This window comes from Bacillus sp. 22-7 (assembly GCF_010628845.1).
Lineage (GTDB): Bacteria > Bacillota > Bacilli > Bacillales > Cytobacillaceae > Cytobacillus > Cytobacillus firmus_B.
The window spans coordinates 33,384-46,333 of the sequence record NZ_NJQY01000025.1 but is presented as its reverse complement, the minus strand read 5'-3'; the positions used below and the strand labels follow the sequence as shown (position 1 = coordinate 46,333).

Here is a 12,950-nt window from a genome sequence, read left to right as displayed (position 1 = left end):
CTTTTTTTATTTTCCTTAAAGAACTGGAGGAGAGATATATTGAAACCAACATTAGATGGGACTTATATAATCGAAGAGCTGGAGGGTGACACATTAACACCAATTTCAATCTATCAGAGAATGAGCGGCAGAAAAAAATTTCTGTTAGAAAGCTCGCTAAAGCATGAAAAATCGGGAAGGTATTCCTTTATTGGCGCAGATCCCGTGATGGAATTAAAAGGAGAAGGAAACCGGACAGCTGTTACTGCCAGGGGAAAAACAGAAGTTTTTGCTGAAAAGCCGCTTGATGCGGTAAGAAGGCTGATGCCGGAGCAGAAACATCACCCCTTTGAACAGTTCCCATTTTGTGGAGGAGCTGTTGGCTATGCAGGCTATGATGTCATCAGACAATACGAAGATATCGGGACGATTCCTTTTGACGAGCTGAATGTACCGGATGTCCACCTTATGTTTTTTGAGGAAGTGGCGGTTTTCGATCATCTGGAGCAAAAGGTATATCTCGTAGGCATGCCTTTACTGGAAGAAACAGATGAATCTCAGCTGCGTGAAAAAATACAGAAAAGAAAGGCTGAAATCCAAAAGGGGACAGCGGGAGCTGAATCGGAAGAAGCAACGCTTTCAGCTTTCAAAGCCTCCATATCTAAAGAAGACTTCGTTGAAAAGGTAAACAGAGCCAAATCTTATATTGAAGAGGGCGACATTTTTCAGGTGGTGCTTTCTCAGCGATTAAAGGCAGAATTGACTGGAGATCCTTTCGCCTTTTACCGGAAGTTAAGAGTTCAAAATCCTTCCCCATATATGTACTACCTTGATTTTGAAGAATATGCCGTTGCAGGGGCATCGCCTGAAAGCCTTATAAAAGCAGCAGGAAACAAAGTAATTACGAACCCAATTGCTGGAACAAGGCCAAGAGGCAAGTCAGAAGAAGAAGACTTACAGCTTGAAAGGGACCTGATAGAAGATGAAAAGGAGCTTGCCGAACACAGGATGCTGCTCGATCTGGGCAGAAATGATCTCGGCCGCGTCTGCGAATTCGGATCGGTCACTATAGAAAAAAACATGGTAATTGAGAGATATAAGCATGTCATGCACCTCGTATCCGAAGTTGGCGGGAGGCTGAAAAATCCCCACACATCGATTGATGCCTTAATTGCGTGTCTGCCTGCCGGAACAGTTTCTGGTGCTCCCAAAATTAGAGCAATGGAAGTCATCAATGAACTTGAAACTGTGAAAAGAGGAATTTACTCAGGAGCAGTCGGCTATTTTTCCGGGAATGGCAATATGGATTTCGCACTGGCTATCAGGACAATGGTGATTAAAGATGGATACGCCTATATACAAGCTGGGGCAGGCATCGTGCATGACTCCATCCCTGAAAAAGAGTACGAAGAAACACTTCATAAATTAAAAGCATTTTTGGAGGACAAAAAATGATTCTGCTGATTGATAATTATGATTCATTCACATTTAACCTTTATCAATATCTGGGTGAGCTGGGACAGGAAATTAAAGTTGTAAGGAATGATCAGATAACAGTCGAAGAAATTGAAAAATTGAATCCCGATGCCATTGTCCTTTCCCCTGGACCGGGACGGCCGGAACAAGCGGGAGTCATTGTTGAAGTGATTCAGCAATTTTACAGGAAGCTTCCTATCCTGGGCATTTGCCTTGGTCATCAGGCAATCGGCTATGCCTTTGGGGCAAAGATTGAAAAAGCCAAAAAAATTATGCATGGCAAGGTGTCTAATCTGAAGCACAACGGATCACAGCTGTTTCAATACATGCCGCAGCCAATAAGCATCATGCGTTATCATTCCTTAATAATTCAGTCAGGAACGCTGCCTGGCAGCTTTAAGGTTTTGGCCCGATCAATGGATGACAATGAAATAATGGCAATCAAGCATGAAGACTATTCATTATACGGCTTGCAGTTCCATCCGGAGTCAGTAGGAACAGACCTTGGAAAAAGGATTTTGGAAAACTTTTTACAAACAATCGGGAGGGAAGAAGAGAGTGAAAACAATACTGCAGAGGTTATCTGAACGGGAGTCATTGACAGAGGCAGAAATGAAGGAAGCAATGGACAATTTATTTGCCCAAGACGTAACGGACAGTGAGATTGCGGCATTTATGGTGAGCCTTAAAACAAAAGGGGAAACAGTTGAAGAAATTGCAGGCATCGTAAAAGCAATGAGGGATAAATCTCTTTCATTTAGTAAGAAGATTTCCAATGTTTTGGATAATTGCGGTACAGGAGGAGATGGCTCAAGCAGCTTTAATATCAGCTCCACTTCGGCCTTTGTGATTGCAGGTGCCGGAATTCCTGTTGCTAAGCACGGCAACCGAAGTGTCTCCAGCAAAACAGGCAGTGCCGATGTTCTGGAGCATTTGGGAATAAATCTAAATCATCCGCCTGAGCGCACGGAGGAAATATTGGAGGAAATTGGGATTGCTTTTCTTTTCGCCCCTCATGTGCATCCGAATATTAAAAGAATCATGAAAGTGCGCAAGGATTTGAGGATACCGACAACCTTTAATCTGATAGGGCCATTGACTAATCCGGTTGAACTTGAACATCAGCTTCTTGGTATTTACCGGAGGGATTATATTGAAATGTTTGCAGAGGTCTTAAAAACTTTGGGAAGAAAGCGTGCAGTTGTTTTAAATGGTGCAGGGTTTATGGATGAAGCATCTCTGCAGGGGGAAAATCATCTGGCTATCCTTTCTGACGGGAAGGTAACGAAAAAGGTTCTCCATCCGGAGGAAGTTGGACTATCCATCTGCAGCAATGAGGCCATCAGAGGCGGAGATTCAAGGGAAAATGCTGAAATTCTTATGAGTGTCCTGAAAGGAGAAAAGGGAGCGAGAAGAGATACAGTCCTTCTTAATGCCGGCATTGGAATCTTTACAGGAGGCAAGGCGGCAACAATTCAAGATGGGATAAATGCAGCTAAAGAAAGTATTGATTCAGGAGCTGCCTTACAAAAGCTTCATCAGTTAATTGAGGCAAGCAGAAGCATCCATAAAGAGGTGATATAAGTGGGAACAATTTTAGATCAAATTCTGGCTGAAAAAAGAAAAGAAGTCATCGTGCTGAAACAGGAAATTATCGATGCTACAGAAACCGAAAGCAAACGCTCATTTATTAAAAGGCTTGCGTCAGGCAGCGAACTGGCAGTGATTGCTGAATTCAAAAGAGCCTCACCATCAAAGGGCGATATAAATACCGGACAAAATCCGAAAGACCAGGCATTATTTTATAAAAAGTATGGTGCGGATGCGATTTCCGTTTTAACAGATAATAGGTTTTTTAAAGGCAGCTTCGCTGATCTTTCAGCTGTCAGAGAGACAGTCGACCTTCCTACTCTCTGCAAAGACTTCATTGTAGACGAGGTGCAAATCTTAAAGGCAAAAGCATCAGGGGCAAACCTGATTTTACTCATTGCTGCTGCCATGGATGCAGAACGGCTTCAAGAGCTTTTTGATTTTGCTGAGGATGAAGGCCTTGAAGTATTAATGGAGGTTCATAATGAAGAAGAACTGGAAATCGCGCTGAAAACCGGGGCACAACTGATCGGAGTCAACAACCGGAATTTAAAAACCTTTGAAGTGGATCTGAGTGTAACAGAAAAACTTGCGCCACTAATAAAGAAAGCGGGGAAATTTCTGATCAGCGAGAGCGGAATTAAGTCGGAAGACGATGTGCGGCGTGTCATTGCAGCAGGAGCAAATGCCATCCTTGTCGGAGAAGCATTTATGAAAGCAGAGAACCTGGAAAGGCTTTTGAAGGCCATGAAGCTTCCTTTGCAGGGGGCTGTCAGACAATGAAGGTGAAGATTTGCGGAATTAGAGATATAAGCACGGCGCTTTCTGCCATTGAAAGCGGTGCGGATGCCCTGGGAATTGTTTTTGCTGAAAGCAAAAGAAAAATTACACCCGAGGCGGCAGGCGAAATAATTAAAGAGCTTCCCCGGGATGTTTTAAAAGTCGGAGTATTTGTGAATGAAACGAAAGAAAACATTGAGGAAATAGCCAGTATTTCAGGGATCAATGTCATTCAGCTTCATGGAGATGAAACGCCGGAATTTTGCAGCTCATTCTCTTTACCGGTCATAAAAGCTCTGAGCATTGGCTCACCTGATGATCTATCTAAACTGGATGAATATGCATGTGAATACGTTCTTCTTGATAGTCCAAAAGGAAAATATCGGGGGGGCAACGGGGTATCGTTTGATTGGTCGATTCTAAACGAAAATTCAATGCATGATAAAAAAATCATCCTCGCAGGAGGGCTCAACCCTGAAAATGTGGGCGAAGGAATTAAAGCCGCCAATCCTTATATGGTTGATGTAAGCAGCGGGGTTGAGACGGAGGGTAGGAAAGATCTGGAGAAAATAAAAAGATTCATAGACAACGCTAAACGTATGGAGAGGGAGGAAGTAAAATGAAGACAGCTTATACTTTGCCTGATGAACGGGGTCATTTTGGGACATATGGAGGCAGGTACGTGCCTGAGACACTAATGCAGGCCATTCTTGAATTGGAGGAGGAATATAAGAAAGCGCAGGCTGATGAAAGTTTTCAAAAGGAACTTCAGGGTTTGCTGAAAGACTATGTCGGGAGGGAAACTCCTCTGTATTTTGCAGAAAACCTCACAAAATATGCCGGCGGTGCGAAAATCTATCTTAAAAGGGAAGATTTGAACCATACAGGAGCCCATAAAATCAATAACTCACTCGGCCAGGCTCTATTGGCGCAGCGAATGGGCAAAAGAAAAATCGTAGCCGAGACGGGTGCAGGGCAGCATGGAGTTGCAACAGCAACTGCCTGTGCACTTTTAAATCTTGAATGCGTTATTTTTATGGGTGAAGAGGATATCAGAAGACAGCAGCTGAACGTCTTCAGAATGGAGCTGCTTGGAGCGAAGGTTGTAGGTGTGCAATCAGGAAGTGCCACACTTAAAGATGCAGTCAACGAAGCCCTGCGCTACTGGGTGACAAATGTCGAGGATACCCATTACATTCTAGGTTCAGTCATGGGACCGCATCCTTTTCCAATGATTGTCCGGGATTTCCAAAGTGTTATCGGAAATGAGACAAAGGAGCAATATCTTGAAAAAGAAGGAAAACTCCCTGATGCAGTTGTAGCCTGCATTGGCGGCGGCAGCAATTCAATGGGCATGTTCTATCCTTTCATTAAAGATGAAACGGTCCGCATGATTGGGGTGGAAGCAGCAGGATTGGGAACAGATAGTGAAAAACATGCTGCCTCTTTAACAAAAGGAACGCCCGGAGTTCTTCATGGGGCATTAATGTATTTGCTGCAGGATGAACACGGACAGATTCAGGAAGCCCATTCCATTTCAGCAGGCCTGGATTACCCTGGAGTAGGTCCCGAGCACAGCTATTTGAAAGACAGCGGAAGAGCCGAGTATGAATCAATCACGGATGAAGAGGCGCTCGAGGCGTTACAGCTATTATGCAAGCTGGAAGGCATTATTCCTGCTTTAGAAAGCTCCCATGCGGTGGCCTATGCATTAAAGCTTGCACCGCAAATGAATAAAAACGAAGGCCTTGTTATCTGTCTATCTGGCAGAGGGGACAAAGATGTAGAAACAGTGAGAGCAAGATTAGGAGGGAAAGGAAAATGAACCGGATTGAAAAAGTTTTTCAGAACCTAAAGCAAAACAATGAAAAAGCGTTTGTGCCATATATTATGGCCGGTGATGGAGGCTTGGAGACACTGGCTGAGAAAATTACATTCCTCGAAAAAGCGGGAGCAACAGCTATTGAGATCGGTATTCCCTTTTCGGATCCGGTCGCCGATGGGCCCGTAATCCAGCAGGCAGGCATTCGGGCATTAGAAGCTGGAACAACACTTAGGGGCGTATTAGCTGCAATTGCGGAAATCCGCCCTATTGTTCATATTCCGCTTATTTTTATGACATATATGAATCCGATCATGGCATATGGCATTGGCAACTTTATTTCTGATGCCTCAGGATCCGGGGTGGACGGCCTAATATTGCCTGATCTTCCTGCAGAGGAAGAGGAAATTATTGCACCGATTGCTGAGAGAGCGGGAATCGAGATCATCCGGCTTGTGACACTAACCAGTCCATTAGAGAGGATACAAGAGATTGCAGACAGAGGGAAAGGCTTTTTATATGCTGTAACTGTTAATGGTATCACAGGTGCAAGAAAAGGGTTCACGGATGAACTCGGAAAGCATTTGGAAAGAGTTAAAGAGGTAAGTCCAATTCCGGTATTGGCAGGCTTCGGAATTTCGGAGCCTGAGCATGTAATAGAAATGAATAAGCATTGCGACGGAGTAATTGTAGGAAGCAGGATCATAGAGCTTTTTCAAAGCGGTGAGTTAGCAAAAGTGGAAGAACTGATCGCTTCATCCAAAATAGAAGAAATTAAATTGTGAAACAAAAGCTTTCTCCTTGATGGAGGAGGCTTTTTATTGATTACGCCCAATTTTAAAAATATTTGTTGTAAAGGTTGACATGCAAAGTGAATACATTATAATTACAAGTAATCCGAGTAAATTAATGAGATTTATAGGAATAGGTGATTTTGAATGTTTATTGAGATAAACGATGTAAATAAACAATATAACGATAAAGAAAATCGTCCGGTTGACGTCCTGAAAGATATTAACCTATCGGTTGAAAAAGGGCAGTTTGTCTCAATTTTAGGACCTTCAGGATGCGGAAAGTCAACACTTCTATCAATTGTCGCAGGGCTGACTAAAACAACTTCAGGCAACATTCTAATCGATGGAAAAACCATAACAAAACCCGGAAAAGACAGGGGAATGGTTTTCCAGCAGGCAGCGTTATTTCCCTGGCTGACAGTCATGGAAAACGTTACGTTTCCCCTGAAAAAAGAAATGAAGAAAAAGGATGCAGAGGAAACCGCGCTAAAGTATCTGCAAATGGTTCAGCTGGGAAAATATATATCCCATTATCCTCATGAGCTTTCAGGAGGAATGCAGCAGAGGGTAGCAATCGCAAGAGCACTTGCCATGAACCCTGAAACACTTCTAATGGATGAACCATTCGGAGCTCTTGATGAACAGACCCGAACGCGATTGCACGGACAGCTGGAAAACATTTGGACTGAGACGAAGAAAACGATTCTTTTTGTTACTCACAGCATCTCAGAATCTATTAAACTTTCAGACCGGATCATTGTAATGGGGACAAAGCCGGGAATTATATTACAGGATATAATCGTTGATATTCCCAGACCCCGTGAGGACCACAAAAAAGAAATGCTCGAAATTGAGGATCACATTATGAAATACCTGAAAAAGGAAATTGATAAAGTTGTCAGTGAGGAGCTCCAATATGCAAACAGCCATTAAACGGATCATATTTTTTGCAGCCATCATTGCCTTCTGGGAAATTGGATCACGGCTTGAACTCTGGCATCCTTTGATCTTCCCTTCTCTATCAAGTGTATTCAGTGCACTTGCTGAAGGGTTTCAGGATAAAACATTAATCTATGATTTAATCGCAAGCTTTAAGCGGCTCGCAGTCGGTTTAACGATCAGTCTTATTATTGGGACTCTGATTGGAATTCTTTTAGGGAAATCCAAAACGGCTGATGAAACACTGGGTGCTGTCATTCTTGCTTTGCAAAGTGTACCAAGCATTGTCTGGCTGCCGATCGCGATTATGTGGTTTGGCTTAAATGAAAAGGCTGTTATTTTTGTAACCATCCTTGGCGGTACGTTTGTAATGGCTCTGAACATGAGAACAGGTATAAAAAATGTTTCACCCTTATATATCAAAGCAGCCCAGACAATGGGTGCGACTGGAATTGATTTATTCACACGAGTCATTTTTCCGGCATCCATTCCTTACGTAGTAACCGGCTCCCGTCTTGCCTGGGCATTTGCCTGGCGGGCACTGATGGCTGGTGAACTTTTAAGCACAGGACCTGGATTGGGCTACACACTTCGATATGCTTCAGACTTTGGACGAATGGACATCGTAATCGGTGTCATGATTATTATTGGAGCAATCGGAATGATTGTTGACCAATTCATATTCCAGCGCATTGAAAAATCTGTAATTAAAAAATGGGGACTAGAGTCTTAAATCTGGAGGGATATTTATGAAAAAGGCGTTTTTATGGGTTGCTGTATTATTTACTATCACCGGGCTGCTTGCCGGCTGCGGATCATCTGAGAAAAGCAGCAGTAAGGAAGACAAGATTGTCATCGGTTATTTTCCTAATATCAATCATGTGCCGGCAATGGTTGCGAAAGACCAGGGCTATTTTGAAAAACAGCTTGGCGATGGAACGAAAGTAGAATATAAGACATTTGCTGAAGGCGGTTCTTTCATGACAGCTCTGAAAACGGGCGACATTGATGCAGGTCTTGTAGGACCCGGACCAGCCATGAACAACTTCTCAACCGGCGCCGATGTTAAAATTATCGCAGGTGCTTCAACTGGCGGTACTGTTGTACTTGCCAGAGAAGGGGTAAAAATCAACTCACTGGAAGATTTTCAGGGAAAAACATTCATCACGCCTGGCGTAGGCTGCACACATGATGTCCAGTATGAAACATATCTTGAAGAAGCCGGCATCACCTCAGCACGCATCGGCGGTACTATGAAGCATTTAACAGGCAACCCTGCACAATATGCAAGTATGCTGAAGACAGGTAAAGTCGATATAGCAGTTGCTCCGGAACCATGGGCAGCAGTCATTGAACAGGAAACAAATGCAGAAGTGGTAATTGGATGGGATGAGGTATCCTTTGGTGAAACACTTCCGGCATCCGTATTAGTTGCAACGGGCGACGCAGTGAAGACCAGCCCGGAAAAAGTACAGAAAATTGTTGATGCGCATAAAGATGCTGTGAAATTTATCGAAGAAAATCCTGAAGAAGCAAAAGCCATTACAATCAAAGACATTAAAGAAGTGACCGGCCAGGAGCTGGAAAAAGAAGTCGTAGACCGCGCCTGGGAAAGAATTGGGTTCACTTACGATGTAGATGCAGAAACAATCCAGGAATTTGCAGATTCATCCTACACGTTAAAATTCCTGAAGGATAAACCGGAATTCAGTGAACTGATTGCAAAGAACTTTATTAAATAAGCATATTTTGAACCGGAGCCCATATGGGTTCCGGTTTTTCTTGTGTTATTGGGGAAAGGAATCTCCTGGTTTAACTTTCACTCAAAAAAGGAAAAATACCATGCAAGTGACAAAAACAACATAGAAACAGGAGTGGCTAAAAATGAAAAAAGGTATGGGAGTTATAATTGCCGTTATTGCTGCAGTAGTCATAGCAGGTATGCTGCTGATGTCCAGCTATAACGGATTTGTCAGTGCTGAGGAAAATGTGGATCAGGCATATTCTCAAATTGAAAACCAGCTGCAGCGAAGGCTGGATTTGATTCCTAATCTGGTAAATACGGTAAAGGGGTATGCTGCACATGAGAAGGAGACCATTCAGGCGGTATCTGATGCACGTGCCAGATTGGCGGGAGCCCGTTCGCCTGAAGAGGAAGCAGCAGCAAACGCAGAACTGTCAAGCGCTCTGAGCAGGCTGCTTGTAGTAGTTGAGAACTATCCCAACCTGAAAGCGGATAAGCAGTTCACCCAATTAATGGACGAGCTTGCCGGTACGGAAAACCGGATTTCGGTTGCCCGAAAGGATTATAATGACCAGGTTTCTGTATATAACAAAAAAGTAAAAAGGTTTCCGGGTGCAATTGTAGCCGGGATTACAGGCTTTGATGAGAAAGAATATTTCAGGGCGGATCCTTTGGCGAATGAAGCACCTGAAGTTGACTTTGGAGGCAATGGAGAATGATCAGCCGCAGGGTCTTTTTGACCCTTCTTTTAGTAAATTTAATAATGGGGGCATTCAAAGTCCATGCAGATGAATCCATACCCCAGCCTGCTGGAGATATTTATGTCCAGGATTTTGCAGGTGTTCTAAATGAACGGGAAAAATCTGAGCTGATTAAACTGGGGAGACAATTGGAGGATCAGACAACTGCACAGGTGGCAGTGTTAACTGTTGATACAATTGGGGACAGGCCGATTGAAGAATATGCAAATGAAGCTTTTCGGTCATACGGCATAGGCAGCGCTGCTGAAAATAATGGTGTCTTATTAGTAGTGGCCATGCAGGATCGGAAGGTGCGCATTGAGGTTGGATATGGGCTTGAAGGCCGGATTCCTGATGGAAAAGCCGGCAGGATTCTGGATCAGGTTACTATACCATATCTCCAGGAAGGCCAGCCGGGTAGAGCGGTAATTGAAACCTATAAGGTGCTTGTACAGGAAGCTGCCGGAGAAGAAGTGAATTTAAGGAATAGCGGCGATTATACAGATGCAGGGACAAAGGATGAAGGCGTTGGCATCCCGTCCTGGCTGCTGATTATAATTGCTGTCGGTTTGCTGTTTCTTGATATTAAATTCTTTGGAGGAGCCTTTACATATGCCATACTTTCCATTCTCTCAAGAGGGGGAGGCGGAGGCAGAGGAGGCGGCGGTCCGCGAGGAGGCGGAGGCGGCTCATCAGGCGGTGGAGGAGCCAGCCGGGGCTGGTGAAACGAAGAAGAGCGGGGGTATCCCCGCTCTTTTCTATTACTTAATTCCAGTTACACAAACTGTTAATACGGGCCGTGCCTCTTTATATGAGATGGAAATGGAATGGAATCCTGCAGCCTCCATATCAGCTTTGATTACCTGCCCCAGATTTTTGGTTATGGTTTCATCTGCTCCTTCCTCTCTCGGCTGAACCGTGATGGCAATTACTCCGTCTTTCTCAAGCATCCCATGCAGATGCTGAAGGGATTCTCTTGGTTTTGTCCAGAGTGGATAATTGTTGACTGAAAAGATTTTATTATACTTTTTATCCGGAAAGTAGTCGTGTATATCTATTACGAACAATCGAACCTTTCCCTGCTGGATATAGTCATCATTCAGTTTGGCTGCAGCAGCTTTCATATCTTCTGATACATCGACGCCATCCGTTTCTGAATGGCGCCAGTGATCCATTATATGCTTTATGCTGTAGCCGGGGCCAAAGCCAACCTCTAAAATTGAGTCTCTGCGATTTATCTGTAATTGTTCAATAGTCCATTTGTTAATCTTGCGGTTTTCAAAGTACATAATTTTCCCCGCAAGCTTTCCCAGTAATCCTTCTGGCTTCTCAAATTGTTTTCCTAAAATATCGAACATGTCTCTCACCTCGGTATTTAATACTTATATTTAGTCTCTTTATAGAGGTTCTAAACCTATTCCGGAAAATGGATAAATAATTTTTTACTGGAAAAGGTACTATTATGAATTAAGATTGGAGGAAGTCCGGTGATTTATGGAGAAGAACAATACCGAAAAGATTTAAATCGGTATATTGGAAATATTGATGATCAAATTCACTCGCTTTCCAAAACTCTTGAGGAATTCAGCTGCTGTATTTTAACTGATTTCGAAACCTTGCAGAAAACTGTTGCAGAAGCCCACACCATTGCTTCGACATATTATCTGCAGTCATATTTAGCTCCTTTTACGAAGGAGTATTCAAGCGTATCACTCGCTGCCCAGCATCTATCTGAAAAAAGGCATGGTGGGCTGATTGTTGTTGAAAGAAGACAGCCGGTTGAAGAATATATACATAACGGGACGCCGATAGGAGCAAAAGTAAGCAACACATTGATTGAAACGATCTTTTATCCGGGAAACCCACTGCATGATGGAGGTACATTAATAAGAGAAGACATCATAGTTTCTGCAGGAAGCATTCTCCCCCTTACAAAAAAGACCATTGAAGGAAAGAAACTTGGGACAAGGCATAGAGCGGCAATTGGCATCACGGAAAATTCAGACGCGGTTGCCATAGTCGTATCAGAGGAAACAGGCCGCATTTCTTTTGCAGTAGATGGCCAGATGTATACAATTCGCACATAAAAATCCCCCTTAACTGGGGGATTTCATCTTAGTTATTTCTTATTAATTTGCTTTCCGCTTTTTTTCTGGCTTTGTGATTTATTGTTTCCCGCCTGAAACTCGCTTCCCAGTTCAACATCGTTTCGCTTATCCTGTTTTTCAATTTGGGCTCTCGTTTGATTTGGATTTTGTCTGCCTTGTTTTGTCATTTTCATACCTCCTATAAAATAGCTGACAGTCTTAATATGCGCTATAACCGGGAATAGATGAACAATATATTGAAATTTACTGAAAGAGGTGATGATCGTGTGCGGCAGGTTTACTTTAACCGAAACAATTCATAAACTTCAGCTGCTGTTTGGGTTTGAATATGCAGAAGGAGAGGTCATGCCCAGATATAATATTGCCCCCAGCCAAAATATCTTAACAGTCATTGGCGATGGCAAGCAGCGGATCGGCAGGCAGATGAAATGGGGACTGGTCCCTTTCTGGGCGAAGGACGAAAAAATAGGATATAAAATGATAAATGCCAGAGCGGAAGGCATCGACACGAAACCAAGCTTTAAAGTTCCCTTTAGAAGCAGAAGATGCTTAATCCTGGCAGATGGATTTTATGAATGGAAGAAAACCGATGAAGGCAAGCAGCCTTACAGGTTTATTATGAAAGATGAACAGCCTTTCGCTTTTGCAGGAATATGGGATATCTGGAATAAAGGCAAAGCTCCTTTGTTAACCTGTACAATTATTACAACGGGGCCTAATGAAGTAACAGAGCAAGTTCATGACAGGATGCCGGTCATCCTAAAGGAAAATGATTTTGAGGGTTGGCTGAATCCCCGTTTTCAAGACACTGAATACCTGAAGTCATTACTTGAACCTTACCCGGCTGAAAAAATGGATAAATATCCGGTATCAGCCAAAGTGAATTCACCCAAAAATGAACTGGCAGAATTAATTTCTCCACTTAATAGTTTATAAAGTGAAACTTCAATCAGTGGGGGGGTTCCTTATCCCCCACTG

At 43.2% G+C, this 12,950-nt stretch carries 16 protein-coding genes; 14 read left to right on the top strand and 2 right to left on the bottom strand.

The features are described from left to right. The first annotated feature begins 39 nt into the window (after nucleotides 1–39). From trpE to CE058_RS17875, 12 genes are all read left to right on the top strand, one after another. Nucleotides 40–1,434 carry an anthranilate synthase component I gene (trpE, locus tag CE058_RS17930; protein ID WP_163144499.1) on the top strand — a complete coding sequence of 465 codons (1,395 nt, stop codon included), beginning with the start codon at nucleotides 40–42 and terminating at the stop codon, nucleotides 1,432–1,434. Further along, the gene (locus CE058_RS17925) at nucleotides 1,431–2,042 is read left to right on the top strand and encodes an anthranilate synthase component II (RefSeq protein WP_163144497.1); all 612 of its coding nucleotides are present in this window, start codon (nucleotides 1,431–1,433) and stop codon (nucleotides 2,040–2,042) included. Before trpE ends, CE058_RS17925 begins: the two co-directional genes overlap by 4 nt. Beyond that, entirely contained in the window at nucleotides 2,014–3,039 is a 1,026-nt protein-coding gene (gene trpD / locus CE058_RS17920) for an anthranilate phosphoribosyltransferase (protein ID WP_163144495.1), read from the top strand. Before CE058_RS17925 ends, trpD begins: the two co-directional genes overlap by 29 nt. Beyond that, nucleotides 3,040–3,828, top strand: a complete 789-nt coding sequence (gene trpC, locus CE058_RS17915; RefSeq protein WP_163144493.1) for an indole-3-glycerol phosphate synthase TrpC — start codon at nucleotides 3,040–3,042, stop codon at nucleotides 3,826–3,828. Further along, the gene (locus CE058_RS17910) at nucleotides 3,825–4,448 is read left to right on the top strand and encodes a phosphoribosylanthranilate isomerase (RefSeq protein ID WP_163144491.1); all 624 of its coding nucleotides are present in this window, start codon (nucleotides 3,825–3,827) and stop codon (nucleotides 4,446–4,448) included. Before trpC ends, CE058_RS17910 begins: the two co-directional genes overlap by 4 nt. After that, nucleotides 4,445–5,650 carry a tryptophan synthase subunit beta gene (gene trpB, locus CE058_RS17905; protein ID WP_163144489.1) on the top strand — a complete coding sequence of 402 codons (1,206 nt, stop codon included), beginning with the start codon at nucleotides 4,445–4,447 and terminating at the stop codon, nucleotides 5,648–5,650. The genes CE058_RS17910 and trpB overlap by 4 nt, the downstream gene beginning before the upstream one ends. Beyond that, complete coding sequence (gene trpA / locus CE058_RS17900; RefSeq protein ID WP_048011362.1) at nucleotides 5,647–6,432, top strand: tryptophan synthase subunit alpha; 786 nt, start codon at nucleotides 5,647–5,649, stop codon at nucleotides 6,430–6,432. Before trpB ends, trpA begins: the two co-directional genes overlap by 4 nt. Before the next feature lie 153 nt (nucleotides 6,433–6,585). After that, the gene (locus tag CE058_RS17895; protein WP_163144488.1) at nucleotides 6,586–7,374 is read left to right on the top strand and encodes an ABC transporter ATP-binding protein; all 789 of its coding nucleotides are present in this window, start codon (nucleotides 6,586–6,588) and stop codon (nucleotides 7,372–7,374) included. Beyond that, entirely contained in the window at nucleotides 7,358–8,113 is a 756-nt protein-coding gene (locus tag CE058_RS17890; protein ID WP_048011364.1) for an ABC transporter permease, read from the top strand. The genes CE058_RS17895 and CE058_RS17890 overlap by 17 nt, the downstream gene beginning before the upstream one ends. 16 nt (nucleotides 8,114–8,129) lie before the next feature. Next, nucleotides 8,130–9,122 (top strand): aliphatic sulfonate ABC transporter substrate-binding protein, encoded by a 993-nt coding sequence (locus CE058_RS17885; protein WP_048011365.1) that lies wholly within the window; start codon nucleotides 8,130–8,132, stop codon nucleotides 9,120–9,122. 142 nt (nucleotides 9,123–9,264) lie between these two features. Next, nucleotides 9,265–9,843 carry a LemA family protein gene (locus CE058_RS17880; protein ID WP_163144486.1) on the top strand — a complete coding sequence of 193 codons (579 nt, stop codon included), beginning with the start codon at nucleotides 9,265–9,267 and terminating at the stop codon, nucleotides 9,841–9,843. Then, nucleotides 9,840–10,589, top strand: coding sequence for a TPM domain-containing protein (locus CE058_RS17875; protein WP_163144484.1), 750 nt, complete (start codon nucleotides 9,840–9,842; stop codon nucleotides 10,587–10,589). The genes CE058_RS17880 and CE058_RS17875 overlap by 4 nt, the downstream gene beginning before the upstream one ends. 36 nt (nucleotides 10,590–10,625) lie before the next feature. Here the strand turns inward: CE058_RS17875 and CE058_RS17870 are convergent, their stop codons facing one another. After that, a complete protein-coding gene (locus CE058_RS17870; protein WP_163144482.1) occupies nucleotides 10,626–11,222 on the bottom strand; it encodes a class I SAM-dependent methyltransferase in 597 nt (198 codons plus the stop codon). 129 nt (nucleotides 11,223–11,351) lie between these two features. Between CE058_RS17870 and cdaS the strand changes: the two genes are divergently transcribed. Continuing rightward, entirely contained in the window at nucleotides 11,352–11,951 is a 600-nt protein-coding gene (cdaS, locus tag CE058_RS17865; RefSeq protein ID WP_163144480.1) for a sporulation-specific diadenylate cyclase CdaS, read from the top strand. A gap of 32 nt (nucleotides 11,952–11,983) precedes the next feature. Here cdaS and CE058_RS24835 read toward each other — a convergent pair whose 3' ends face one another. After that, the gene (locus tag CE058_RS24835; RefSeq protein WP_169799763.1) at nucleotides 11,984–12,139 is read right to left on the bottom strand and encodes a PIN domain-containing protein; all 156 of its coding nucleotides are present in this window, start codon (nucleotides 12,137–12,139) and stop codon (nucleotides 11,984–11,986) included. Nucleotides 12,140–12,236: 97 nt separating this feature from the next. Between CE058_RS24835 and CE058_RS17860 the strand changes: the two genes are divergently transcribed. Next, entirely contained in the window at nucleotides 12,237–12,908 is a 672-nt protein-coding gene (locus CE058_RS17860; protein WP_163144478.1) for an SOS response-associated peptidase, read from the top strand. The last annotated feature ends 42 nt before the right edge of the window (nucleotides 12,909–12,950 follow it).

Excerpts from the sequence above, each read along its gene's own strand:
- CE058_RS17925 (WP_163144497.1), top strand. The coding sequence starts at position 1,431 with ATGATTCTGCTGATTGATAATTATGATTCATTCACATTTAACCTTTAT.
- CE058_RS17910 (WP_163144491.1), top strand. The coding sequence starts at position 3,825 with ATGAAGGTGAAGATTTGCGGAATTAGAGATATAAGCACGGCGCTTTCT.
- trpB (WP_163144489.1), top strand. The coding sequence starts at position 4,445 with ATGAAGACAGCTTATACTTTGCCTGATGAACGGGGTCATTTTGGGACA.
- trpA (WP_048011362.1), top strand. The coding sequence starts at position 5,647 with ATGAACCGGATTGAAAAAGTTTTTCAGAACCTAAAGCAAAACAATGAA.
- CE058_RS17895 (WP_163144488.1), top strand. The coding sequence starts at position 6,586 with ATGTTTATTGAGATAAACGATGTAAATAAACAATATAACGATAAAGAA.
- CE058_RS17890 (WP_048011364.1), top strand. The coding sequence starts at position 7,358 with ATGCAAACAGCCATTAAACGGATCATATTTTTTGCAGCCATCATTGCC.
- CE058_RS17885 (WP_048011365.1), top strand. The coding sequence starts at position 8,130 with ATGAAAAAGGCGTTTTTATGGGTTGCTGTATTATTTACTATCACCGGG.
- CE058_RS17880 (WP_163144486.1), top strand. The coding sequence starts at position 9,265 with ATGAAAAAAGGTATGGGAGTTATAATTGCCGTTATTGCTGCAGTAGTC.
- CE058_RS17875 (WP_163144484.1), top strand. The coding sequence starts at position 9,840 with ATGATCAGCCGCAGGGTCTTTTTGACCCTTCTTTTAGTAAATTTAATA.
- CE058_RS17870 (WP_163144482.1), bottom strand. The coding sequence starts at position 11,222 with ATGTTCGATATTTTAGGAAAACAATTTGAGAAGCCAGAAGGATTACTG.
- CE058_RS24835 (WP_169799763.1), bottom strand. The coding sequence starts at position 12,139 with ATGACAAAACAAGGCAGACAAAATCCAAATCAAACGAGAGCCCAAATT.